This window comes from Streptomyces sp. NPDC036984, from assembly GCF_055607665.1.
Window position 1 is genome coordinate 156,093 of record NZ_JBVJRL010000008.1, and the last position, 21,049, is coordinate 177,141.

At 71.9% G+C, this 21,049-nt stretch carries 21 protein-coding genes, 1 tRNA gene and 1 riboswitch; of the genes, 11 read left to right on the top strand and 11 right to left on the bottom strand.

The window, feature by feature from the left end; translation table 11 throughout:
* Window positions 1-7: 7 nt before the first annotated feature.
* Entirely contained in the window at window positions 8-808 is an 801-nt protein-coding gene (locus tag ACZ7DL_RS17495) for an ABC transporter permease (RefSeq protein ID WP_470775040.1), read from the bottom strand.
* 1,431 nt (window positions 809-2,239) lie between these two features.
* Between ACZ7DL_RS17495 and ACZ7DL_RS17500 the strand changes: the two genes are divergently transcribed.
* On the top strand, window positions 2,240-5,059 hold the full coding sequence (locus ACZ7DL_RS17500) for a transglycosylase domain-containing protein (RefSeq protein ID WP_470775167.1): 2,820 nt from the start codon (window positions 2,240-2,242) through the stop codon (window positions 5,057-5,059).
* A 9-nt stretch (window positions 5,060-5,068) separates the two neighbouring features.
* On the opposite strand, the gene ACZ7DL_RS17505 is transcribed toward ACZ7DL_RS17500, so the two are convergent.
* The 3 genes from ACZ7DL_RS17505 to ACZ7DL_RS17515 form a co-directional block, all read right to left on the bottom strand.
* Window positions 5,069-5,389 (bottom strand): DMT family transporter, encoded by a 321-nt coding sequence (locus tag ACZ7DL_RS17505; protein WP_225810301.1) that lies wholly within the window; start codon window positions 5,387-5,389, stop codon window positions 5,069-5,071.
* 36 nt (window positions 5,390-5,425) lie between these two features.
* A riboswitch (guanidine-III (ykkC-III) riboswitch) is annotated at window positions 5,426-5,489 on the bottom strand.
* Between the two features lie 57 nt (window positions 5,490-5,546).
* Window positions 5,547-5,906 carry a GroES family chaperonin gene (locus ACZ7DL_RS17510; protein ID WP_171155827.1) on the bottom strand — a complete coding sequence of 120 codons (360 nt, stop codon included), beginning with the start codon at window positions 5,904-5,906 and terminating at the stop codon, window positions 5,547-5,549.
* 22 nt (window positions 5,907-5,928) lie between these two features.
* Window positions 5,929-6,258, bottom strand: coding sequence for a DUF3618 domain-containing protein (locus ACZ7DL_RS17515; RefSeq protein WP_470775041.1), 330 nt, complete (start codon window positions 6,256-6,258; stop codon window positions 5,929-5,931).
* A gap of 103 nt (window positions 6,259-6,361) precedes the next feature.
* On the opposite strand from ACZ7DL_RS17515, the gene bcp reads away from it, so the two are divergent.
* A complete protein-coding gene (gene bcp, locus ACZ7DL_RS17520) occupies window positions 6,362-6,829 on the top strand; it encodes a thioredoxin-dependent thiol peroxidase (protein ID WP_470775042.1) in 468 nt (155 codons plus the stop codon).
* Between the two features lie 39 nt (window positions 6,830-6,868).
* Window positions 6,869-6,955 (top strand) — tRNA-Leu (locus ACZ7DL_RS17525).
* Between the two features lie 4 nt (window positions 6,956-6,959).
* On the opposite strand, the gene rdgB is transcribed toward ACZ7DL_RS17525, so the two are convergent.
* Both rdgB and ACZ7DL_RS17535 read right to left on the bottom strand, forming a co-directional pair.
* Window positions 6,960-7,562: an RdgB/HAM1 family non-canonical purine NTP pyrophosphatase gene (gene rdgB / locus ACZ7DL_RS17530; protein ID WP_470775043.1), complete on the bottom strand. Its 603-nt coding sequence runs from the start codon at window positions 7,560-7,562 to the stop codon at window positions 6,960-6,962.
* A gap of 44 nt (window positions 7,563-7,606) precedes the next feature.
* Window positions 7,607-8,941 carry an SGNH/GDSL hydrolase family protein gene (locus ACZ7DL_RS17535; protein WP_470775044.1) on the bottom strand — a complete coding sequence of 445 codons (1,335 nt, stop codon included), beginning with the start codon at window positions 8,939-8,941 and terminating at the stop codon, window positions 7,607-7,609.
* Window positions 8,942-9,137: 196 nt separating this feature from the next.
* Here ACZ7DL_RS17535 and ACZ7DL_RS17540 point away from each other — a divergent pair, with 196 nt between their 5' ends.
* Window positions 9,138-10,451, top strand: coding sequence for a DUF445 domain-containing protein (locus ACZ7DL_RS17540; RefSeq protein ID WP_470775045.1), 1,314 nt, complete (start codon window positions 9,138-9,140; stop codon window positions 10,449-10,451).
* A 63-nt stretch (window positions 10,452-10,514) separates the two neighbouring features.
* The gene (locus ACZ7DL_RS17545) at window positions 10,515-12,053 is read left to right on the top strand and encodes an MFS transporter (protein WP_470775046.1); all 1,539 of its coding nucleotides are present in this window, start codon (window positions 10,515-10,517) and stop codon (window positions 12,051-12,053) included.
* Between the two features lie 6 nt (window positions 12,054-12,059).
* Here ACZ7DL_RS17545 and ACZ7DL_RS17550 read toward each other — a convergent pair whose 3' ends face one another.
* On the bottom strand, window positions 12,060-12,536 hold the full coding sequence (locus tag ACZ7DL_RS17550) for a hypothetical protein (RefSeq protein ID WP_470775047.1): 477 nt from the start codon (window positions 12,534-12,536) through the stop codon (window positions 12,060-12,062).
* Between the two features lie 185 nt (window positions 12,537-12,721).
* On the opposite strand from ACZ7DL_RS17550, the gene ACZ7DL_RS17555 reads away from it, so the two are divergent.
* Window positions 12,722-13,678 (top strand): GlxA family transcriptional regulator, encoded by a 957-nt coding sequence (locus ACZ7DL_RS17555; protein ID WP_470775048.1) that lies wholly within the window; start codon window positions 12,722-12,724, stop codon window positions 13,676-13,678.
* A 133-nt stretch (window positions 13,679-13,811) separates the two neighbouring features.
* On the opposite strand, the gene ACZ7DL_RS17560 is transcribed toward ACZ7DL_RS17555, so the two are convergent.
* The gene (locus ACZ7DL_RS17560) at window positions 13,812-14,114 is read right to left on the bottom strand and encodes a hypothetical protein (protein WP_470775049.1); all 303 of its coding nucleotides are present in this window, start codon (window positions 14,112-14,114) and stop codon (window positions 13,812-13,814) included.
* 166 nt (window positions 14,115-14,280) lie between these two features.
* On the opposite strand from ACZ7DL_RS17560, the gene ACZ7DL_RS17565 reads away from it, so the two are divergent.
* The 3 genes from ACZ7DL_RS17565 to ACZ7DL_RS17575 all read left to right on the top strand — a co-directional run bounded on the left by ACZ7DL_RS17565 (window position 14,281) and on the right by ACZ7DL_RS17575 (window position 15,985).
* A complete protein-coding gene (locus ACZ7DL_RS17565; RefSeq protein WP_470775050.1) occupies window positions 14,281-14,706 on the top strand; it encodes an Hsp20/alpha crystallin family protein in 426 nt (141 codons plus the stop codon).
* 378 nt (window positions 14,707-15,084) lie between these two features.
* Window positions 15,085-15,558, top strand: a complete 474-nt coding sequence (locus ACZ7DL_RS17570) for a DUF2267 domain-containing protein (RefSeq protein WP_470775051.1) — start codon at window positions 15,085-15,087, stop codon at window positions 15,556-15,558.
* A gap of 106 nt (window positions 15,559-15,664) precedes the next feature.
* Entirely contained in the window at window positions 15,665-15,985 is a 321-nt protein-coding gene (locus tag ACZ7DL_RS17575) for a DNA cytosine methyltransferase (protein ID WP_470775052.1), read from the top strand.
* On the opposite strand, the gene ACZ7DL_RS17580 is transcribed toward ACZ7DL_RS17575, so the two are convergent.
* The gene (locus ACZ7DL_RS17580) at window positions 15,914-16,378 is read right to left on the bottom strand and encodes a very short patch repair endonuclease (protein WP_470775053.1); all 465 of its coding nucleotides are present in this window, start codon (window positions 16,376-16,378) and stop codon (window positions 15,914-15,916) included. The genes ACZ7DL_RS17575 and ACZ7DL_RS17580 overlap by 72 nt on opposite strands.
* A gap of 24 nt (window positions 16,379-16,402) precedes the next feature.
* Entirely contained in the window at window positions 16,403-17,419 is a 1,017-nt protein-coding gene (locus ACZ7DL_RS17585) for a tetratricopeptide repeat protein (RefSeq protein WP_470775054.1), read from the bottom strand.
* Between the two features lie 126 nt (window positions 17,420-17,545).
* Between ACZ7DL_RS17585 and ACZ7DL_RS17590 the strand changes: the two genes are divergently transcribed.
* Entirely contained in the window at window positions 17,546-18,637 is a 1,092-nt protein-coding gene (locus ACZ7DL_RS17590; RefSeq protein ID WP_470775055.1) for a permease, read from the top strand.
* Window positions 18,634-19,410, top strand: coding sequence for a TIGR03943 family putative permease subunit (locus ACZ7DL_RS17595; RefSeq protein ID WP_470775056.1), 777 nt, complete (start codon window positions 18,634-18,636; stop codon window positions 19,408-19,410). The genes ACZ7DL_RS17590 and ACZ7DL_RS17595 overlap by 4 nt, the downstream gene beginning before the upstream one ends.
* A gap of 10 nt (window positions 19,411-19,420) precedes the next feature.
* Here ACZ7DL_RS17595 and ACZ7DL_RS17600 read toward each other — a convergent pair whose 3' ends face one another.
* The gene (locus ACZ7DL_RS17600; protein ID WP_470775057.1) at window positions 19,421-20,896 is read right to left on the bottom strand and encodes a glycoside hydrolase; all 1,476 of its coding nucleotides are present in this window, start codon (window positions 20,894-20,896) and stop codon (window positions 19,421-19,423) included.
* Between the last annotated feature and the right edge of the window lie 153 nt (window positions 20,897-21,049).

Below are 21,049 nucleotides of genomic sequence, written 5' to 3' on the forward strand. Positions count from 1 at the left end.
GCTTCCCTCAGCCACCCTGCACCACCACCCGGCGCGTCGCCGCGTACTGCACCAGCCGCCCGGCACCCAGCAGCACCACCGCCCACGCCGCCTGGAAGACGTACGTCCGCACCGGGTCCCCCGCCCCGAGCAGGATGTCCGCCGGCGCCTGGAGCAGCGAGGACCACGGCAGCACCCGCACGACCTCGCCGAGGGTGCCCGGGAACACGTTCAGCGGCAGCAGCATCCCCGAGCAGAAGAAGCCCAGCAGCCACGCCATCTGCGCCACCCCGGTGCCGTCCAGCAGCCAGAACGCGCTCAGCGCCACCAGGTAGCGGATGCCGAAGCCGACCAGCATCGCGAGGACGACGGCGACGAGGAACGCCGCCCAGGTGCCGGCGTCGGCCGGCAGATACACCGGGAAGCACAGCGCGCCGAGCACGAACGGTACGACCCCACGCCCCAGCAACTGGAAGAAGGCCCGGCCGAGATCCGCCGCCAGCCACCACAGCTGAAGATCGACGGGCCGGTACAGGTCGATCGCCACATCCCCCGTACGGATGCGTTCCATCAACTCGTCCTCGACACCGCCACCCCCGATCGCGAGCGTCGACAAGAAGGCCTGTCCGAGCCAGACATAGGTCATGGCCTGTGCCTGGTCGTACCCGCCGAGATGCGGCTTCGCGTCCCACAGGGCGCGGTACGTGTACACGAGGATCAGCCCGAAGACCGTGTTCGTGAAGACCCCTGCCGCAGTGGCGGCCCGATAGGTCGCGTACCGTCGGAACCCCCCTGCCGCGACGGCCGCGTACAACCGTTCCGCGCCCACGCCGGTCGACCTCCTCGGACCGCTCGACACCGAAGCGCAGGAGCCTAGTCCGGAGGCCGACGGCCGGCCACGCGTTTTCCGGCCGGAAGCGTGCCGGAATCCGGGAACGGAACGCCGGGTGCGAGAGTCTTCAAACCAGGGGGAGCGCAGAAGCGTACGAGGCGTACGGGAACGTACGACGCGAAACAGGAGTCCGTGCACGAGATGAGCGACGAGCCGCAGCCGCAGCAGCCGAACGAAGGCGTGGCACCGAAACGGCCGCTGCCGGCTGAAGGGCCCGGGAACCCGGGGGGCCACAAGAAGAGGACAGCGCGCCCCGCGACCTCTGCCGCCGAGGGCGACAAGAGGGACGAGGGAGCCGGCCGGGACGCGGCTGCCCCGAGGGGCACGAGCGCCCGCCCGGCCGGCAGTGCCGAGCGGTCTGCCGACGGTGCCCGTGGCGCCGGGACGGCCGGCCCCGAGGGCAACCGGCCGGGCGGCTCGCAAACACCCCGGCGCACCGCGAAGCAGACGCCCGGGACTGACGCGGACGCGGCGGCCCGCGATGGTTCCGGTGCGGCGGGCTCGGCGGCTCGGGACGGTTCCGGTGCGGCGGGGACGGCGGCCCGGGACGGTTCCGGTGCGGCGGGCGCGGCGGCCCGTGAGGGCTCCGGCCCGGCGGCGCAGGACCGGACGGCTTCCATTGCCCGGGCCCGGCAGGCGGCTCGTGCCCGGACGGAGCAGACGGGGGCTGCCGGGGCTGCGGGCGCCGGCGGGGCCACGGCCTCCGACGGCGCCCAGGCGTCCGGCCGGGGTTCGGCGTCCGGTGGCGCTCAGGCGTCCGGCGGTGGTCCGGCCTCCGGTCGCGGTTCGGCGTCCGGTCGCGGTCCGGCGTCCGATAGCGCTGGGCCTTCCGGTGGTGCGCAGGCGTCCGGCCGGGGTTCGGCGTCCGGCGGGGCATCGATGGCGCGAGGTACCTCGGCCTCCGGTGGCGCTTCCGGCTCCGGCGGGGGCTCGGAGTCCGGTCGTCGTGTGAATCCCCGCGGTGGTGCCGAAGGCTCTGGTGCCTCGGCCTCCGGCAAGGTGCCCGGCACCAGGAAGCCGGCCGCCCCGGGTGCCCCGCTCGGCTCCGAGCAGGCCCAGTCGGCCGAGAGCACGCAGGTGCTCCGGCGTATCACCCCGCCCAGGGGACCCCAGGCGACCCCGGCCGGTCCCGCGCCCGCGGGCCGGTCCGACGAGGCCGGCCGGCAGGACCGGCCCGGCAAGACGGCGGGCGCGCCCGCAGGCTCGGGCAAGGCCCCCGGTGCGCCCCAGGGCTCCGGCGCGGCGGCCGGTGCCGCTCACGGCGCCGGTAAGGGCGGTGTCCCGGCTCAGGGCGCCGGTAAGGGCGGTGTCCCGGCCCAGGGCTCCGGCAAGGCCGCCGGTGCCGGGCAGCCGGCCGAGACCACGCAGGTGCTTCGGCGGGTCAGTGCTCCTCGCTCGGGTGAGCCCGGCGGTGCCGGCCCGGCGGCTGCTTCCCCGGCGGAGCCGAACGCCACCGGCGGTACGTCGCGCGGCGACGCTCCCCGCCCGGGCGGCGGCGGGAAGAGCGCGCCCCAGTCGGCCGGTTCCCCCGCTCAGCCCTCCGCGGCCGCCGCACGGGCCGCCCGCGCCGCACGCGCGGCCGGCAAGGCCGGCGCCGCAGGCGCCGCCTCCGCACAGGCCGCAGGTGCCGGTGCCGGCGCTGCCGCCGCTCAGGCGGGCAAGGCCGCCGCCGGCGCTGCCGCCGCCCAGGCCGGCGCCGCGAGCCGCGCTGCCGCCGCCACCCCCTCGGCCCCCGCCACGCCCTCTGCCGCCGCCGGATCGCGTCCCGCCGGGTCCCCCGCCGCGGATTCCCCCGAGGCCGAGACCACCGCCCTCGCCGCGGCAGACGGGGAGACCGCCGGAGGCCAGGGCAAGGGCAAGGGCAAGAAGGGCAAGCGGCCCAAGCGGACCGGGTGGCGGCGGATCATTCCGACCTGGCGCATGGTGCTCGGCACCTTCGTCGTCGGCGTACTGCTGCTCATCGGACTCTTCTTCCTCGGCTACTCCCTGGTGAAGATCCCGCCGGCCAACGCGTTCGCGACCAAGCAGAGCAACGTCTACCTGTACGCCGACGGCTCGCAGCTGGCCCGCGACGGCGAGGTCAACCGCGAGAGCGTCAGCCTCGCCCAGGTCTCCAAGGACGCCCAGCACGCCGTACTGGCCGCCGAGGACCGCGACTTCTACACCGAGTCCGCCGTCGACCCCAAGGCGATGATCCGCGCCGGCTGGAACACCGCGACCGGCAAGGGCAAGCAGTCCGGCTCGACGATCACCCAGCAGTACGTGAAGAACTACTACCTGGCCCAGGAGCAGACGCTCACCCGCAAGGCCAAGGAGTTCTTCATCTCGATCAAGCTCGACCAGAACAAGTCCAAGGACGAGATCCTGGAGGGCTACCTCAACACCAGCTACTTCGGCCGCAACGCCTACGGCATCCAGGCCGCCGCCCAGGCCTACTACGGCAAGGACGCCGCCGACCTCGACCCGGCCCGCGCCGCCTACCTCGCCGCGCTCGTCAACGCGCCGAGCGAGTACGACGTCGTGGCCCACCCGGAGAACAGGAAGGCGGCCCTCGCCCGCTGGAACTACGTGCTGAACGGCATGGTCACCAAGGGCTGGCTCAGCGCGTCGGAGCGGGCCGGGATGAAGTTCCCGATGCCGAAGGAGCAGACGACCTCCACCGGCATGTCCGGCCAGCGCGGCTACCTCGTGGAGGCGGTCAAGCACTACCTGACCACGAACAACATCATCGACGCCGACCACCTCGCGGCCGGCGGCTACCGCATCACCACCACCATCCAGAAGAAAAGGCAGGACGCCTTCGTCAAGGCGGTCGACGACCAGCTGATGTCCAAGCTGGACAAGAAGAACCGCAAGGCCGACACCTACGTCCGGGCCGGCGGCGCCTCCGTCGACCCCAAGACCGGCAAGGTCGTCGCGATGTACGGCGGCATCGACTACGTGAAGCAGTACACCAACGGCGCGACCCGCGGTGACTTCCAGGTCGGCTCGACGTTCAAGCCGTTCGTGTTCACCTCCGCCGTGGAGAACGGGTCCACCACCCAGGACGGCCGCACCATCACCCCGAACACGGTCTACGACGGCACCAACCAGCGCCCCGTCCAGGGCTGGAGCGGCGGCGCCTACGCCCCCGAGAACGAGGACCAGCGGTCGTACGGCCCGATCACCGTCCGCAAGGCCACCGACCTGTCGGTGAACTCGGTGTACGCGCAGATGGCCGTCGACGTCGGCCCCGCCAAGGTCAAGCAGACCGCGATCGACCTGGGTGTGCCCTCCGACACCCCGGACCTCCAGCCGTACCCGTCCGTCGCCCTCGGCACCGCCACCGCCAGCGTCCTGGACATGGCGGAGGCCTACGCCACGCTCGCCAACCACGGCAAGCACGGCACGTACACGCTGGTCGAGAAGATCACCAAGAACGGCACCGACGAGGTCAGGCTGCCCGACCGGTCGGCCAAGCAGGCCGTGAGCCGGGAGGCCGCCGACACCACCACCGCGGTCCTCCAGAGCGTGGTCCAGTCCGGCACCGCTACCGCCGCGCAGTCCGCGGGCCGCCCGGCGGCCGGCAAGACCGGTACCGCCGAGAGCGACACAGCCGCCTGGTTCGCCGGCTACACCCCCGACCTGGCCACGGTGGTCTCCGTGATGGGCCAGGACCCGGTGACGGCCAAGCACATGCCGCTGTACGGCGCGCTCGGCCAGGCCCGTATGAACGGTGGCGGCCCGCCCACCCAGATCTGGGCCCAGTACACGCGTGACGCGCTGAAGGGCAAGCCGGTCGGCGAGTTCGACCTCCGGCTGGAAGAGGGCGCCGACCGGATCCAGGAGCCGCCCGCCACCGGCACGTCCGAGCCCGGCACGGGCGACGAGGACGACGGCGGCGCGACCGCCACCCCGACCGACGGCGGCGCGACCGCGACCCCGACCGACGGTGGTGCGACCGCGACGCCGACCGACGGCGGCACCACCGGCACCCCGACCGACGGCGGTACGACCACCGACGGGGGAGGCACCACCACCGGCGGTGACACGACCGGCGGCGGGACGACCACCGGCGGTGACACGACCGGCGGCGGGACGACCACCGGCGGTGACACGACCGGTGGCGGGACCACGGGCGGTGACACCACGGGCGGCGGCGGTGCCACCGGCACGGGCGGAGACATCGGAGGAGGCCCCGGCACCTGACGCGCCGGGTCAGTGACCGCTGGTCGCCTTCAGCCCGACCACGGCGACCAGCAGCAGACACACGAAGAAGATCCGGGCGGCGGTGACCGGCTCACCCAGCACCACCATGCCGAGCACCGCCGCACCGGCCGCGCCGATGCCCACCCACACGCCGTAGGCGGTACCGATGGGCAGGGACTTCGCGGCGTACGACAGCAGGACCATGCTGGCGACGATGCCGGCGCCGGTGAACAGGCTGGGGACGAGGCGGGTGAAACCCTCGCTGTACTTCATCCCGATCGACCAGCCCACTTCCAGCAGACCGGCGACGACGAGCAGAACCCAGGCCATGACAGGCACCTCCGAGACGTGACGACTCTTCCGCGGGGTGCGTCGTCTTTGCCTTCGACCCGGTACGGCGCGTCTCGTCGGGTTCCTTTTCGAACATAGCAAAAGCACGACAAAGAGGGCCGGTGACCATCGTCACCGGCCCTCTTTGTCGTGTGTTCTAGAGGTACAGCCCGGTGGAGTCCTCCGACCCCTCGAACCGGTCCGCGGCCACGGCGTGCAGATCGCGCTCGCGCATCAGCACGTACGCCACGCCCCGCACCTCCACCTCGGCCCGATCCTCCGGGTCGAACAGGACCCGGTCGCCCGGCTCCACCGTCCGTACGTTCTGGCCGACCGCGACGACCTCGGCCCAGGCCAGCCGCCGTCCGACCGCCGCGGTGGCGGGAATCAGAATGCCGCCCCCCGACCGCCGCTCACCCTCACCGGTCTCCTGCCGCACGAGAACCCGGTCGTGCAGCATCCGGATGGGCAGCTTGTCGTGATGGGGGGTGCTGTGCTGGTTTCTGTTGGCGCTCACGCCTCGAACCTACCTGCCCTGGTCAGTCCCTGCGCCGCCGGGCCCCGAGGGTCAGCAGCCCCACGACCCCGACGACGACCAGTGCGACGGGCACGACGCGCTCCAGTCGAGGCGCCCCCTCGTCGTCCACGAGCTGCGCCCGGACCTCGCTCACCATCCGGTTGACCTGCACGTACGCCCGGCCGACCGTGTGATCGGCATGGGCGATGACCCTGGCCTTCGCATCCCCGACGATCGTCTTCGGATGCACCCGCATCCCGATCTCGTCGAGCGTCTCGGCCAGCACTGCACGGCGACGCTTGATGTCCGCCTCGATCTGCGCCGGGGTTCTGGTGTCCGACGTGTCCGCCACCGTACGGCCTCCGAAGTCTGCCGAAATCTGCTGCTGCTGTTCCGGACAGTCTGTCAGCTCATGCGCGCATCGCACCGCAAGGCCCCCCGGTTACGCTAGTCCGATGAGCGAGCGACTCCAGCCCGGGGACGTTGCCCCCGCCTTCACCCTCCCCGACGCCGACGGCAACGAGGTGTCCCTGTCGGACCACAAGGGCCGCAAGGTCATCGTCTACTTCTACCCGGCAGCCCTGACTCCCGGCTGCACCAAGCAGGCCTGCGACTTCACCGACAACCTGGAGGTCCTGGCCTCCGCCGGCTACGACGTCATCGGCATCTCGCCGGACAAGCCGGAGAAGCTCGCGAAGTTCCGCGAGCAGGAGTCCCTGAAGGTCACCTTGCTGGCCGACCCCGACAAGCAGGTCCTGGAGGCGTACGGCGCCTTCGGCGAGAAGAAGCTGTACGGCAAGACGGTCGTCGGCGTCATCCGCTCCACGGTCGTCGTGGACGAGGACGGCAAGGTCGAACGAGCCCTGTACAACGTCAAGGCCACCGGTCACGTGGCGAAGATCATCAAGGATCTCGGCCTCTGAACGCGCTGCCCGGCCGTTAGCATGGCCGGGCAGCACCAGGCGGCCGTGGTGGAATTGGCAGTCACGCTGGGTTTAGGTCCCAGTGGGGTAACTCCCGTGAGGGTTCGAGTCCCTCCGGCCGCACCAGAGTTCAGCCGAGCAGTTCCCGCACGACGGGTACGAGGGCGCGGAACGCCTTCCCCCGGTGGCTGATGGCGTTCTTCTCCCCGGGGCTCAGCTCGGCGCAGGTCCGGCTCTCGCCCTCCGGCTGGAGGATCGGGTCGTAGCCGAAGCCGTTGGTCCCGGCCGGAGCGTGCCGCAGCGTACCCGGCAGCCTCCCCTCGACCACCCGCTCCGTGCCGTCCGGCAGGGCGAGCGCCGCCGCGCAGGCGAAGTGCGCGCCCCGGTGCTCCTCCGCGATGTCGGACAGCTGGGCGAGCAGCAGCTCCAGGTTGGCCTTGTCGTCGCCGTGCCGGCCGGCCCAGCGGGCGGAGAAGATGCCGGGCGCGCCGTTCAGGACGTCGACGCAGAGGCCGGAGTCGTCGGCGACGGCGGGCAGGCCGGTGGCCCGGGCGAGGGCGTGGGCCTTCAGCAGGGCGTTCTCGGCGAAGGTGACGCCGGTCTCCTTGACGTCGGGGACATCCGGGAAGGCGTCGGCGCCGACCAGTTCGTGGGGCAGCCCGGCTTCGGCGAGGATCGCCCTCAGCTCGGTGATCTTTCCGGCGTTGCGGGTGGCGAGGATCAAGCGGGTCATGACCGCCAGTATTCCTCGCCACCGGGCCGCGGCGTCGCCAGGACCTAGAGCTCCGCCTGCCCCGCGCCCTTCAGCGCGCTGAGGTCGAAGACCTCGGCCATCCTGGCGAAGCCCAGGTCGCTGGGGTGCAGATGGTCGCCGGAGTCGTACTCGGAGCGCAGCCGGCGCGGGTCGTAGGGGTCCCGGAGGGCCTTGTCGAAGTCGACGACCGCGTCGTACACACCGCCGGCCCGGATCTCCGCGTTTACCTGCCGGCGTACGGCCTCCCGGGCCGGGGTGTAGCCGCGGTGCCCCTCGAAGGGCATCAGGGTCGCGCCGACGACCTTCAGGCCGCGGGCGTGGGCCTGGCGGACGAGGGTGCGCAGGCCGGTGAGGATGCGGTCGGGGTCGGCCAGCCTGCGGTTGCGCAGGATGTCGTTGACGCCGAGATCGATGACGACGACCTTGACGTTGGTGCGGGAGAGCGCGTCGCGGCCGAAGCGGCCGAGGCCGCTCTGGTTCTCGGCGGGTCGGCCCAGGCCGTCGGCGAGGACCTGGTTGCCGCTGATGCCCTCGTTGACGACGCTGAAGCGCGGGAGTTGCTGCCCGTTCTCCAGCGCGGAGCGCAGCCGGCCCGCGAGGACGTCCGGCCAGCGGCGGTTGGCGCCGATGGTGGAGGTGATGCCGTCGGTGATGGAGTCGCCGAAGACGACGACGGTGCCGGCGGCCTCATTGCTGAGGACGTCAAGCGCCGTCAGATACCGCCAGTACGGCGTCTGTTCGGTGTAGGGGTTACCGGTCGCGTCCTCGGTGCGGTCGCCGGTGGCGACGTACGACACCTGCCGGGCGTGCGGGTGGTAGGTGACGGGACCGGACGGGGTGGGGGAGTAGGTGGTGACAAGGACGTCGGTGCCGTGCGCGACGGTGAGGCGTACGGCGTCGCTGACGGCCTGTCCGCCGGCGGGTATGACGATGCTGGTGCTGCCGTTGAAGCTGAGGCGCCGCATCGTTTCCGCATCGGCCGCGGCGGTGCCGTCGCCGGCCGCGAGGGCGAGCGAGGCGTGCGTGATGGTGAGCGGGGACTGGCCGTAGAGGTTGGACAGCGTGATCCGGGCGCTCGTGCCGCCGGTGCTCGCGTGCACCACGTTGCGGACCGAGTGGCCCGCGAGGCCGGTCGCCTCGGTGCCGGGTTCGCCGCCGACGGGGGCGGTGGCCCAGGCGCCGACCCAGGTGCCGGTGGAGGCGGGGGCGGCGCCCATGCCGCGGTGCGGGCGGCCTGCGGCGAGGGTGCCGCGGGGGGTGCCGTCGTCGGCGGCCACGGTGACGTATATGCCGGCGGACACCGCGATGACCAGGGCGACGAGGGCGCCGAGCACCGCATAACCATGACGCTTGGTCACTCTTGTGTTGTTCTCCTCGGGCGATGGGAGCCCGAGGCTCCGATCATGCTGAGTCCATGATGCGTCATGGGCCCGGGAGACCTGACAGGACCCTGCCACTACTCCCGTCCAGACAGACGCCGGGAACTCTCGTTCCGTTCCGGGAGTCGGTCAGGAAGGGACAATTGTGTGCGGGATCACCGAACGGGTGGAGCTGATGGAACCTACCGAGACGGGAACACCGGGACGGGTCGCCTCGTACCGGACCATGACGGCGTTCACCCCGGCCGACGAGGAGCGCCGGCGCGGGGTACGGCGGATGAAACTCACCGCCACGGGCCTGCTGCTGTTCGTGGCGGTGGTCTACGTCCTGGCGAAGGCGGCCGGGCACGCGGGGGCCGGGGAGTGGGCGGGCTATGTGGCGGCGGCGGCCGAGGCGGGCATGGTGGGCGCGCTCGCCGACTGGTTCGCGGTCACGGCCCTGTTCCGGCACCCCATGGGCCTGCCCATCCCACACACCGCGATCATCCCCACCAAGAAGGACCAGCTGGGTGTCTCGCTGGGCGAGTTCGTCGGGGAGAACTTCCTCTCCGAGGACGTCGTACGGCAGCGGCTGCGCGCCGTCGGCATCGGCAGCCGGCTCGGCGCCTGGCTGGCGGAGCCGGAGCACGCGGACCGGGTGACCGCGGAGCTGGCCACGGCCCTGCGCGGGGCGCTGACCGTGCTGCGTGACTCGGATGTGCAGGCGGTCGTCGGCGAGGCGATCACCCGGCGGGCCAACGCCCAGGAGATCGGGCCGGGGCTCGGCAAGATGCTGGAGAAGGTCGTCGCCGACGGCGGGCACCGCCGGGTGGTGGACCTGGTGGTGGCCCGCGCGCACGACTGGCTGGTGCTGCACCGGGACGATGTGATGGTGGCCGTGGAGGGCGGCGCGCCGGGCTGGACCCCGCGGTTCGTGGACCGGAAGGTCGGCGAGCGGGTCTACAAGGAGCTGCTGCGGTTCGTCACCGAGATGCGGGACATGCCCTCGCATCCGGCGCGCGGCGCGCTGGACCGCTTCCTCGGCGACTTCGCCGCCGACCTCCAGTCCGACACGGACACCCGGGCGCGGGTGGAGCGGCTCAAGGGGGAGGTGCTGGGCCGGGACGAGGTGCAGGACCTGATCGCCTCCGCGTGGACCGCCGTACGGTCGATGATCGTGACGGCGGCGGAGGACGAGGGCAGCGAACTGCGGCTGCGGGTGCGGGCCGCGCTGCTGTCGCTGGGCCGGCGGATGGCGACCGAGCCGAAGGTGCAGCACAAGGTCGACAGCTGGGTGGAGGGCGCGGCGGTGCACGTCGTGACGACGTACCGCCAGGAGATCACCTCGCTGATCACGGACACGGTGGCGGGCTGGGACGCCGAGCACACCACCCGGAAGATCGAGGCGCACATCGGCCGTGACCTGCAGTTCATCCGGATCAACGGCACGGTGGTGGGCTCGCTGGCCGGATTGCTGATCTACACGGTGTCGCGGGGGCTGGGGGCCTGACCGGACTGTTCCCGGCAGGTCAGGGCACACGGTACTGCGTCCTTCGACGCGGAGGGAGCGCCCATGAGTACAGCCGAGGCCGGGACCGGCCGGACCCTCACCACCGACATCCCCGCCCGACTCGACCGTCTGCCCTGGTCCCGCTGGCACTGGACGATCGTCATCGGCCTCGGGACCGTGTGGATCCTCGACGGCCTGGAGGTCACGGTCGTCGGCAACATCGCCGGCCGGCTCGCGGAGCCCGGCAGCGGCCTGTCGATCAGCTCCGGACAGATCACCGGCGTCGCCGCCGCGCTGTATGTGGCGGGCGCCTGCTCGGGAGCCCTGTTCTGGGGCCGCCTGACCGACCGATTCGGCCGCAAGAACCTCTTCATGATCACCCTGGCGGTGTATCTCGCGGCGACGGCGCTCACGGCCGTCTCCTGGGAAGCCTGGTGGTTCTTCCTCTTCCGCTTTCTGACCGGCTTCGGCATCGGCGGTGAGTACGCGGCGATCAACTCCGCGATCGACGAGCTGATCCCGGCGGACTACCGCGGCCGGGTCGACCTGATCATCAACGGCAGCTTCTGGCTCGGCGCGGTCGGCGGCTCCCTGCTGTCGATCGTCGCGCTCGACACCGACCTGCTGGCGGCGAACGTCGGCTGGCGCCTGACCTTCGCCCTCGGCGCCGTTCTCGCCCTCGTCATCCTGCTCGTACGACGGCACGTCCCGGAGAGCCCGCGCTGGCTGCTGATCCACGGCCGGGACGGGGAGGCGGAGGAGATCGTCTCCGGCATCGAGCGGCGGGTCGAGGCCGAGCGGGGCGAGCCGCTGCCCGAGCCGCACGGTGAGCTGGAGATCCACCAGCGCAAGAGCGTGACCTTCCTGGAGATCGCCCGCACGGTCTTCGGCCGCTACCGCAGGCGGGCGGTGCTCGGCTTCTCCCTCTTCATCGGCCAGGCGTTCCTGTACAACGCGATCACCTTCGGCTTCGGCGCGATCCTGACCAAGTTCTTCGACGTGCCGTCCGGCCGCACCGGCTACTACTTCGCGGTGATCGCGGTCGGCAACTTCTGCGGCCCGCTGCTGCTCGGCAAGCTCTTCGACACGGTCGGCCGCAGGGTCATGATCTCCTCGACGTATCTGCTGTCGGGTGTGCTGCTGTTCGCCACGGCCTGGCTGTTCGGCCGGGGCGCGCTGACCGCGACCACCCTGACGGCCTGCTGGTGCGCGGTGCTGTTCTTCGCCTCGGCGGGCGCGTCCAGCGCCTATCTGACGGTCTCGGAGATCTTCCCGATGGAGACCCGGGCGATGTCCATCGCGTTCTTCTACGCCCTCGGCACCGCGGCCGGCGGCATCAGCGGCCCGCTGCTGTTCGCCGACCTCACCGGCACCGGCAAGGTGGGCGACACGGTCCTCGCCTTCTCGATCGGCGCGGCTCTGATGTGCGCGGCGGGGCTGGTCGCGGCGGCCCTGGCGGTACGGGCCGAACGCCGCTCCCTGGAGGACATCGCCCGCCCGCTGACGGCGGTGGCGGACCGGGCGAGGACGGCGGCGCGGAGCGCCCGTCCGGGCACTCCGGGCAGCGGTCCCACGGCACCGCCGGCGGCGAGCAGGCCGTGATGACCCTCACGCACCTGTCGTGGAGCCCGGACGGACGATCATCAGGACGGTCACGGCGGCCCACAGCAGGTTGAACAGCCCGGTGGACATGGCGAGCCGCGCGATCGGTGCGGTTGTACCGCCGCCCTCGACGAAGGTGCTCTGGACCGGGAGGACCAACGCGACGAGGACCAGGGCGGCGAGGGCGGTCAGCACGATCGACACGACCAGCCAGGCACTGCCGAGGACCCCCATCTCGCTCGCGGTGGCGAACCCGAAGACCGGTACGACGACACCGACGACGGCGTAGACGCGGCAGATCCGGTGCAGTAGCCGAAGCGTCCCGGCGTCGGAGCCGTCGGAGCCGTCGGAGCCGTCGGAGCCGTCGGCCCCGGCGGCCAGGGCGCGGCGGGCGGCGGGCGGGAACATGCTGGCGGCGACGGCGACCGGGCCGACGGCGAGGATCGCGGCGATGACGTGCACGGCGAGGAGGAACTTGGTCACGAGGGGACGGTAGGGTCCGGCGGCCCCTCGCAGAAGTGGCGAGATTGCCACACCCCAACGGATTCCCGCCACCGGGCGCTCACGGGGACCGGCTCACTCCCCGGGCACCCCAGCCCCACCCGGCCGAGAAGCCGGCCGCATCACCGCCGGTTGGCGAGGGCCCGTCGTACGACTACGTTCCTGCCATGCACACCGTGGCCGTACTGGCGCTGGACGGCGTCGTCCCGTTCGACCTCTCCGCCCCCATCGACACCTTCGGCTGGGCACGGCTGCCCGACGGCCGGCAGCCGTACCGGGTGCGGGTGTGCTCGGTGCGGGAGGAGGTGAGCGCGGGTGCCTTCACGGTGCGGGCGCCGTACGGCCTGGAGACGCTCGCGGAGGCCGACACGATCATCCTGCCCGGGGTCGCCGAACCGCCAAAGGAGCTGCCCCCCGGGGTCGCCGAGGCGCTGCGCGCGGCGGCGGCGAACGGCACCCGGATCGCGTCGATCTGCGTGGGCGCGTTCCTGTTCGCGGCGACGGGCCTGCTGGACGGCCTGCGCGCGACGACCCACTGGTTCGCGGCCCCGCAGCTGGCCGAGCGGCACCCGGAGGTGACGGTCGATCCGGACGTCCTCTACGTCGACAACGGCCAGTTCCTCACCTCGGCGGGGGCGGCGGCGGCCCTGGACATGTGCCTGCACATGATCCGCAAGGACTTCGGCTCGGCGGTGGCCGCGCATGCGGCCCGGATGTCGGTGATGCCGCTGGAACGGGAGGGCGGGCAGGCCCAGTTCATCGTCCACGCCCTGCCCCCGGCCCCGGCCGGCGCGACCCTGGAGCCCCTGCTGACCTGGCTGGAGGACCACTGCGACCGCGATCTGACGCTGGACGACATCGCGGCGAAGGCGGGCATGAGTACCCGCACCCTCAACCGCCGCTTCCGCGAGCAGACCGGTACGACACCGCTCCAGTGGCTGCACCGGGCGCGGGTGCGGCGGGCGCAGCATCTGCTGGAGACCACCGCGCACCCCGTGGAACGCATCGCCGCACAGACGGGTTTCGGCTCACCGACGGCGTTCCGGGAACGCTTCCGGAGGGTGACGGGGACGAGCCCGCAGGCGTATCGGAGGGCGTTCCGTGCGGGGGAGAGGGTGTCGTAGAGGGGGCTAGGCGTTGCAGCTGTCGGCCCTGCGGTCGGCGACGGACCGGGGGGGGTCCTGGGCCTTGCGGTCGGCGACGGACCGGGGGCGGTCCTGGGCCTTGCGGTCGGCGACGGCCCAGGAGGCGCGGTCGTCAGGCCCTGCGGTCGGCGACGGCCCAGGAGGCGAGGGCGACGGCGCCGGTGACGCCGAGGACGGACGGCCAGGCGCCGACCTTCTTGGCGAGCGGGTGGGAACCGGCGAACGCGGCGACATACGCGGCGGTCAGCGCACCGGCGGCCTTCCCGCCCGCCTGCCTGCGCCACTGCTGAGCGGCGGCGGCCCCGGCCACTGCCAGCACGGCCCCGCCCAGCTGCCGCTTCTTCGTCCAACGGGCGACGCCATAGCCACCGACGAGTCCGGTGGCGGCGACGACAGCGCTGGGAACCCTGGCCATGGAGCCTCCTCGTATTTCCGGTTTCCGGATATCGCTGTCCGAGGCTAAGGCGCAGCCGGGCGGGGGAACGAACCTGAGTCCAGGCTTGTCAAGTTTTCGGCAGGGAGTTATATAAGAAGCCGTAGGGCATCGCACCCCCAGTCCCTGAGGAGAGGAGTGACCTGTGATGCTCATGCGCACCGACCCGTTCCGCGATTTCGACCGGCTCACGCAGCAGCTCCTGGGCGCCACCACCCGCCCCTCCGTGATGCCGATGGACGCCTACCGTTCCGGGGACGACTTCCTGGTCCACTTCGACCTTCCCGGCATCGACCCCGAGACGATCGAACTCGACGTCGAGCGCAACGTCCTCAACATCCGCGCCGAGCGACGGAGTCCCGCTCCCGAGGACGCGGAGATGCTGGTCGCCGAACGGCCCACGGGCACCTTCACGCGCCAGCTGTTCCTGGGCGACACGCTCGACACGGACCGCATCGACGCCTCGTACGAGGCCGGCGTCCTGACCCTGCGCATCCCGGTGGCCGAACAGGCCAAGCCGCGCCGCATCCAGATCAGCGGCGGGGCGGGCGACCGGAAGCAGATCGACGCCTGAAGCCGACGAGGCCACCGCAGGATTGACGGTGACCCCCACCCACGCGTCCCGCGGCCCGAGCGGGACCCGGGACGCGTGGGCCCTGCCGTGGCACTGCGCCGGTCCGGCCGTGGCGCTGCGACGGCGTCCCGCGGCCCGAGCGGGACCCGGGACGCGTGGGCCCTGCCGTGGCACTGCGCCGGTCCGGCCATGGCGCCGAGCCGGCCCTGCCGTGGCACTGCGGTGGTCTCTCTTCGCACAGGCCGCCGTAGTGCTCGGCCGGACGGCACCACACGACCCACCCGCCGCACTTTGGCCGAACTCCCGCTCATGCCAGCTGCATTACGGGGTAACCGGGCTTCCGGTGCCCCGAAGTGTCCCGGAGGAGGAGCCACCACGATGACCGTGACGACCCCGCAGCCGAGAACCACCATCCCCGCCCCGAGCCGGCCCACCCGAGAGATAGCGGAGGACGCCGACTGGGTGGAGCTGACCGAGGGGGTGCGCGAGGCGGGCCAGTACTCGACGAGGGCGGAGGCGGAACGAGTCACCCGCATCGTCCTGTCGGCCCTGGCCGGCCACGTCACCGGCGACGAACGCGTGGCCCTGGCTCGGGCGCTCCCCCACGAGGCGGGCCGGGTGATCGCCTCCCAGATCCCCGCGACCCACCCCCTGACGGCACGCGAGTTCGTCGAATCGGTGGCAACCCGCATCGAGGGCTCGACCCCCGCGACGGCCCGCTGGGACGTCAGCTCGGTCCTGAGCGTCCTGTCGGACCGAGTCGGCGAGCCCCTGACCACCCGCCTCCTCACCCAACTCCCCCCGGGCTACGCCCTCCTCTTCGGGCGGGCGGACTTGGCACCGACGGCGTAGTACGCGATGGGCGCCGGGGGAACTCCTGGGCGTAGACGGGATGGGCGTTGCAAACGAGCCCGGAAAATGTGATCCGGAGCGGGACCTCTTCCGCCCGGCTGGCCCCATGCTGACGGTAGAGCAGGCCGCGATCATCCAGGGCTTCCCGGCGGACTGGGAATTCCAGGGCAGGAAGACAGCGCAGTACCGGCAGGTAGGAAATGCTTTCCCGCCCCGTGTGGCAGAGGCGGTGGGGCGCGCTATCGCCGCGGTGCTCCGGCCCGAGTATCGTGACGAGCTTCTCCACGACTACGAACTGGACACCGAGGGTGGCGATTCGTATGTGCCGCAGCCGGAACAGATGGCTTTTCCTGTGTCAGACAGGCCTCTTGTCGGCAGCCCGCCGAAGGCGAACGGCCGCGGCGATCTTGTCCGCGCAGGCGCCTGACGGCTCGTGCTCCCAGAAACGGAGCACGAGCCAACCGGCTTGTTCTAGGCGCTGGTCGGTGTCCCGGTCCCGCTCGACGTTGCGGACCACCTTCTCCGACCAGTAGCCGGAATTTGTTCTCGGCGGGACATAATGATCAGGGCAGTCATGCCAGTAGCAGCCGTCGATGAATACCGCAACCTTCGCCGTACGGAAGACCATATCTGCCGTCCGGCGAAGGTCCGGCAAGGGGCGTGCGGCGACGCGATAGCGCAGACCCTGGGCGTGAACCAGGCGCCGGATCAGCCTCTCCGGCCTGGTGTCCTGGCTGCGGATCGCCTGCATGTTGCGACGACGTGCCGCGGATGAGGCCCAGGAGCCTTCTGGCGCTTTCCACGGGGAGTCTTCGGACACCTTTGTAAGCGCAGCCCGCTGACGTCACGCGCCATGACAGTCCGCGTACGTTGCCCCCACCCCACACCAACACCCCGCCCCCCGCCCTGGCGGCCACGCCACAGCTCGCCCCCGGGCGGCCAAGGTCGTGGCGTACTGGGGCAGGAGCGTGGTGTCCGTCGGGGACGTGCCCTCCGAGGCGGCGAAGGCCTCGTAGGACGGGACTGTGCCGGTCACGATGCCCAGGTTGGGGGTGCCGGAGGAGGCCAGTTCCCGGAGGGACGACTCTATGGTCGACAGGTGCTCGGCGTGGGAGGGGTACTCCGTGGACAGGGCGGGGTACGCCGCGAGGAGCTCTGAGAGTTCCGGGGCCGGCCAGTGCAGCACCGCCACCGGGAAGGGGCGGGAGAGGGCCTCTCGGTAGGCGCCCAGTTCCGCTCGGAGGCGGGAGATCTCCGCCGCCAGTTCGGCCGGGTTGTCCGAGCCCAGGGACCACACCCGCTTCGGGTCGTGGAGTTCGTCCAGGGTGATGGGGGACGTGTGGAGGGTGTCCGCGAGGGTGTCCCAGTCGTCGTGCGGCAGTCCCAGCATGCGGCGCACGCGGTGGCGGCCGTAGAGGAGGGGGTGGGTGGAGGGCGGGGGCTCCTCCGACGCCGACGCCGGCAGCAGCAGATGCGCGGCCTCCGTGAACGTCTCCGCCGCCGCCTCCAACTCGTCGTGGGACTCCAGAGCCTCCGCCACGATCACCCAGGGGGCCGGGTCCCGGGGGGCCGTGGTGCGGACACCCTCGATGATCGCCCGTGCCTCCGCCTCATGGCCGTACTCCCACAGGTTCGACGCCTTCAGGGCGCGGACCAGGGCAGGGTTGTCCAGCCCCTCGGCGGACGAGAGCAGGCGGTCGTAGAGGGTCGTCGCGGCGGGGCGGTCGCCGGACAGCTCCAGGTGGGCCGCCGCGCGGAGGAGGAGGACCTCGGCGTCCTCGGGATACAGGCCGGCGGTCCGCTCCAGGCGTGCCGCTTCGGTGGTGTGGTCGACGTTCTCGGCAGGCGTGTCGGGGCGCATGGGGGACACCGTACTGCCGGGCGGTGACAAAAGTGAGGCGCGCAGGGGCGCCGGGGCATGGGCCGGCCGCCCTCCGGTGCGTAAATCTGGATATCTTCAGTGCCGACATCTAGACGCGGAGTCGGCATGCAGAAGACGGGTGAGCCAGTCCAGGCCGAGGCCGGGGCCGGGGCCGGGGCCGAGGACGATGAGGCCGGCGTCGGCGTCGGGGTCGAGGGCCGTGAGGCTGGTGCCGGGGCCGGGGACCATGCTGCCGGCGCCGCGCCTCCCCGGTTCTGGCCCCTGCTGCTGGTCGGCGCCGCCGTTCTGCCCGGTGCCCTCCTCTTCTTCCTCGGGCGCTGGGGTGACGCCCCGGCCGTGCAGACCTGGCGGACCGTGTGCCTGGCCGTCACCGTGCAGGCCCTGCCCTTCCTCCTGCTCGGTACGGCCCTGTCCGGCGCGATCAACGCCTTCGTGCCGGAGCGGGTGTTCCAGCGCCTGCTGCCGAGGCGGCCCGTGCTCGCCGTACCGGTGGCAGGGGTCGCGGGGGTCGTCCTGCCCGGGTGCGAGTGCGCCTCCGTGCCGGTCGCGAGCAGTCTGATCGGGCGCGGGGTGGCACCGGCCGCCGCCTTCGCGTTCCTGCTGTCCGCGCCCGCCGTCAATCCCGTCGTGCTCACCGCCACCGCGATCGCGTTCCCGGGCAACCCCGCCATGGTGCTCGCCCGGCTGCTCGCCTCCCTCGCCACCGCCCTCGTCATGGGGTGGCTGTGGCTCCGGTTCGGGCGGGCCGAGTGGCTGCGGCCCGCCGTACGGCACACCGGGCACCGGCACGGTCACAGCCGTCTCGACGAGTTCCGGCGCGGCTTCCAGCACGACTTTCTGCACGCCGGCGGGTTTCTGGTGCTCGGCGCCATGGCGGCGGCGACCTTCAACGTCGTCGTACCGCGCTCCGTGCTGGACACCTTCGCCGCGGCGCCCTGGCTGTCGGTGCTCTTCCTCGCCGGCCTCGCCGTGCTGCTCGCGGTGTGCTCCGAGGCCGACGCGTTCCTCGCCGCCTCGCTGACCGGGTTCCCGCCGGTGGCGCGGCTGGCGTTCATGGTGGTGGGGCCCATGGTCGATCTGAAGCTGATCGCGCTGCAGGCGGGGACCTTCGGGCGGGCGTTCGCGGTACGGTTCTCCGCCGCCACCCTCGTCGTCGCCGTCGCGTGCAGCGCGCTGATCGGAGGGGTGTTGCTGTGAAACGGTCGCTCCAGGCAGGGCTGCTCGCCCTGTGCGGGCTCGGGCTGCTGTACGTCTCCCTCGTCACCGACCTCTGCCTGCGGTACGTCAAGGAGGGCATGCGGCCCCTGCTCATCGCCTCCGGCGCCGTCCTGCTCCTGCTCGGGCTCGCCGCCGCCTTCCTCGACAGAAAACTCGACAGAAAACTCGACGGAAGACTCGACGGAAAAGACGAGCATTCTCACGGCAGCGCAGACGAGCACCCGCACGGCCCGCACGACCACTCCGCCGTCCCCCGCGTCTCCTGGCTGCTCCTCCTGCCCGCGCTCAGCCTGCTCTTCTACGCCCCACCGGCCCTCGGCGCCTACACCGCCTCCCGGCAGCCGGCGAAGGTCGTCACCCATGACGGCGGCTTCGACCCGCTGCCGCGCACCTCGCCCGTCCCGATGACCCTCTCCGACTTCACCAGCCGGGTGCGGCAGGACCGCGGGCAGGCCATCGAGGGGCGCGTCATCCGGATGACCGGGTTCGTCACGCCCCTCGATGGCACCAAGGGCAGCTGGGACCTCACCCGGATCATCCTCAACTGCTGTGCGGCGGACGCCCAGTCGGTGAAGGTGCGGATCCACGGCGGGCCCGCGCTGCCCGCCGACACCTGGGTGACGGTCACCGGGACCTGGCACCCGGGCGGGACCCTGGGCACCGGCTCCGCGCAGGTCGCGCTGGACGCCCGTACGGTCACGAAGGTGCCCCGGCCGGTGAACGGCTACCAGGACTCCCTGCCGCTGGGCTGAATCCGGCGCGTCACACGCTGACGCCGTCCACCTGAAGCGTCTGCACCGACTTGGCCGCGAACGGCACGGACACCGACGTGCCGTTCAGGCGGATGTCGGAGCGGGCCGTGTAGCGGTCGCCGCCGCCCGTCGTGACCGTGTTCCAACGGGGGACCAGGCCGCCCGAGCCGCCGGTCACGGCGGAGAAGCGGGAGAGGTCGAAGCTCAGGGTCTGGGCCGCGGAGGACGTGTTCGCGGCCACGATCACCAGGCGTTTCGCGGTCCGGTCCAGGGCCGCCGCCGCGTAGCTCACGCCGGTGTCCAGGATCGTCATGCCGGGGCGGATGTGGCGGGTGAACTGGGCCAGGACGTAGTACTTGGTCTGGATCGCGCCCGGCTGGAGCGTGCTCGGGTCGTAGGCGATCGTCGCCCAGCCCGCGCTCGGGTCCATCACCTGCCAGTACACCCAGGCCGTGGGGTGCAGCCAGCGGAAGTCGTAGAGGAGGTTGCTCGCCAGGGTCAGGCCGGTGGCGTCGCTGTCGCCGGTCTCCGAGTTCCACAGGGCCTTGCGGGCCGTCGTCACCACGTCCGTGTAGAGCAGGTCGCGGCGGCCGCCGGAACCCTGGTAACCGTGGACGTTGACCCGGTCGACATAGCCCTTCGTCGTGGCGGAGAAGGAGTTCCAGGTGGTGCGCGCGAGGTCGTAGCTCGTCTCGTCGGACGCCGCGATCCTCGTCGCCGTCAGGCCGCGCTTGTCCAACTCGCTGCGCAGGTACGGCAGTACGGCCGCCTGCACGCTCGCGTCGATGTGGCAGCCCTCCTGGGTGCCGGTCGCCGTCCACCAGGACGAGGCCGGCTCGTTGAAGGGCTCCACGGTCGCGAAGGTCACGCCCCAGTTCTGCTTCGCGTACAGGGCGACCGCGGCGAGGTGGGAGGCGTGCTGGCGGTAGTTCCAGGACTGGAGGTTGTTGCCGCCGTCGGCCGCGCCGGACGGGTTGTGGTTGGAGCACATCCACCACATCGGTGAGTTGGCGAACAGCTCGGAGACCGCCCCGCGTCGGGTGGCCTTCACCAGCATCGCCCGCTGGGCGGCGTCCGCCGACCACTTCCAGGCCGCGGAGGCCGGGTCCTCGTCTCTCCAGTCCTGCCAGTAACCCTCGATCTGCTTGAAGGCGGGGACGTTCGGGGAGACGGCCATCGACGCGCCGCTCACGCTGTTCCAGCTGCACGCGCCCAGGTTGTAGCGGGCGATGTTCAGGCCGAGGCCGGGCAGGGACGTGCCGTTGTACGTCGTGTTCTTGGTCGTGAAGAAGATGTCGGCGAAGTCGTCCCGGGTGCCGAAGACGTTCGCCCACCAGGCCAGGGACGTCCCCCAGCCCTCCCAAGTGCCGTAGGTGGCCCCGGGATCGACGGCGATCGTCGCGTCGGCCCGGGCGCTGCCCGTGGCCAGCGCGCTGCCGAGGAGGCCACCGCCCGCGGCGGCCAGCAGTGTTCTGCGTCGGATCATGGCTGTGCTGCCTCTCCGTGCGGCTCCGGCACCGCCTCCCCGAGCGGTGCCGACTCGTCCCCCCGGCATGCCAACAGGAAGCATCGGGGGTGGCGGACGGGGTTGTCGAGAGTTGTGACGCCCCTTTCTCAAACCCGTTGAGGAAGCCCGGCG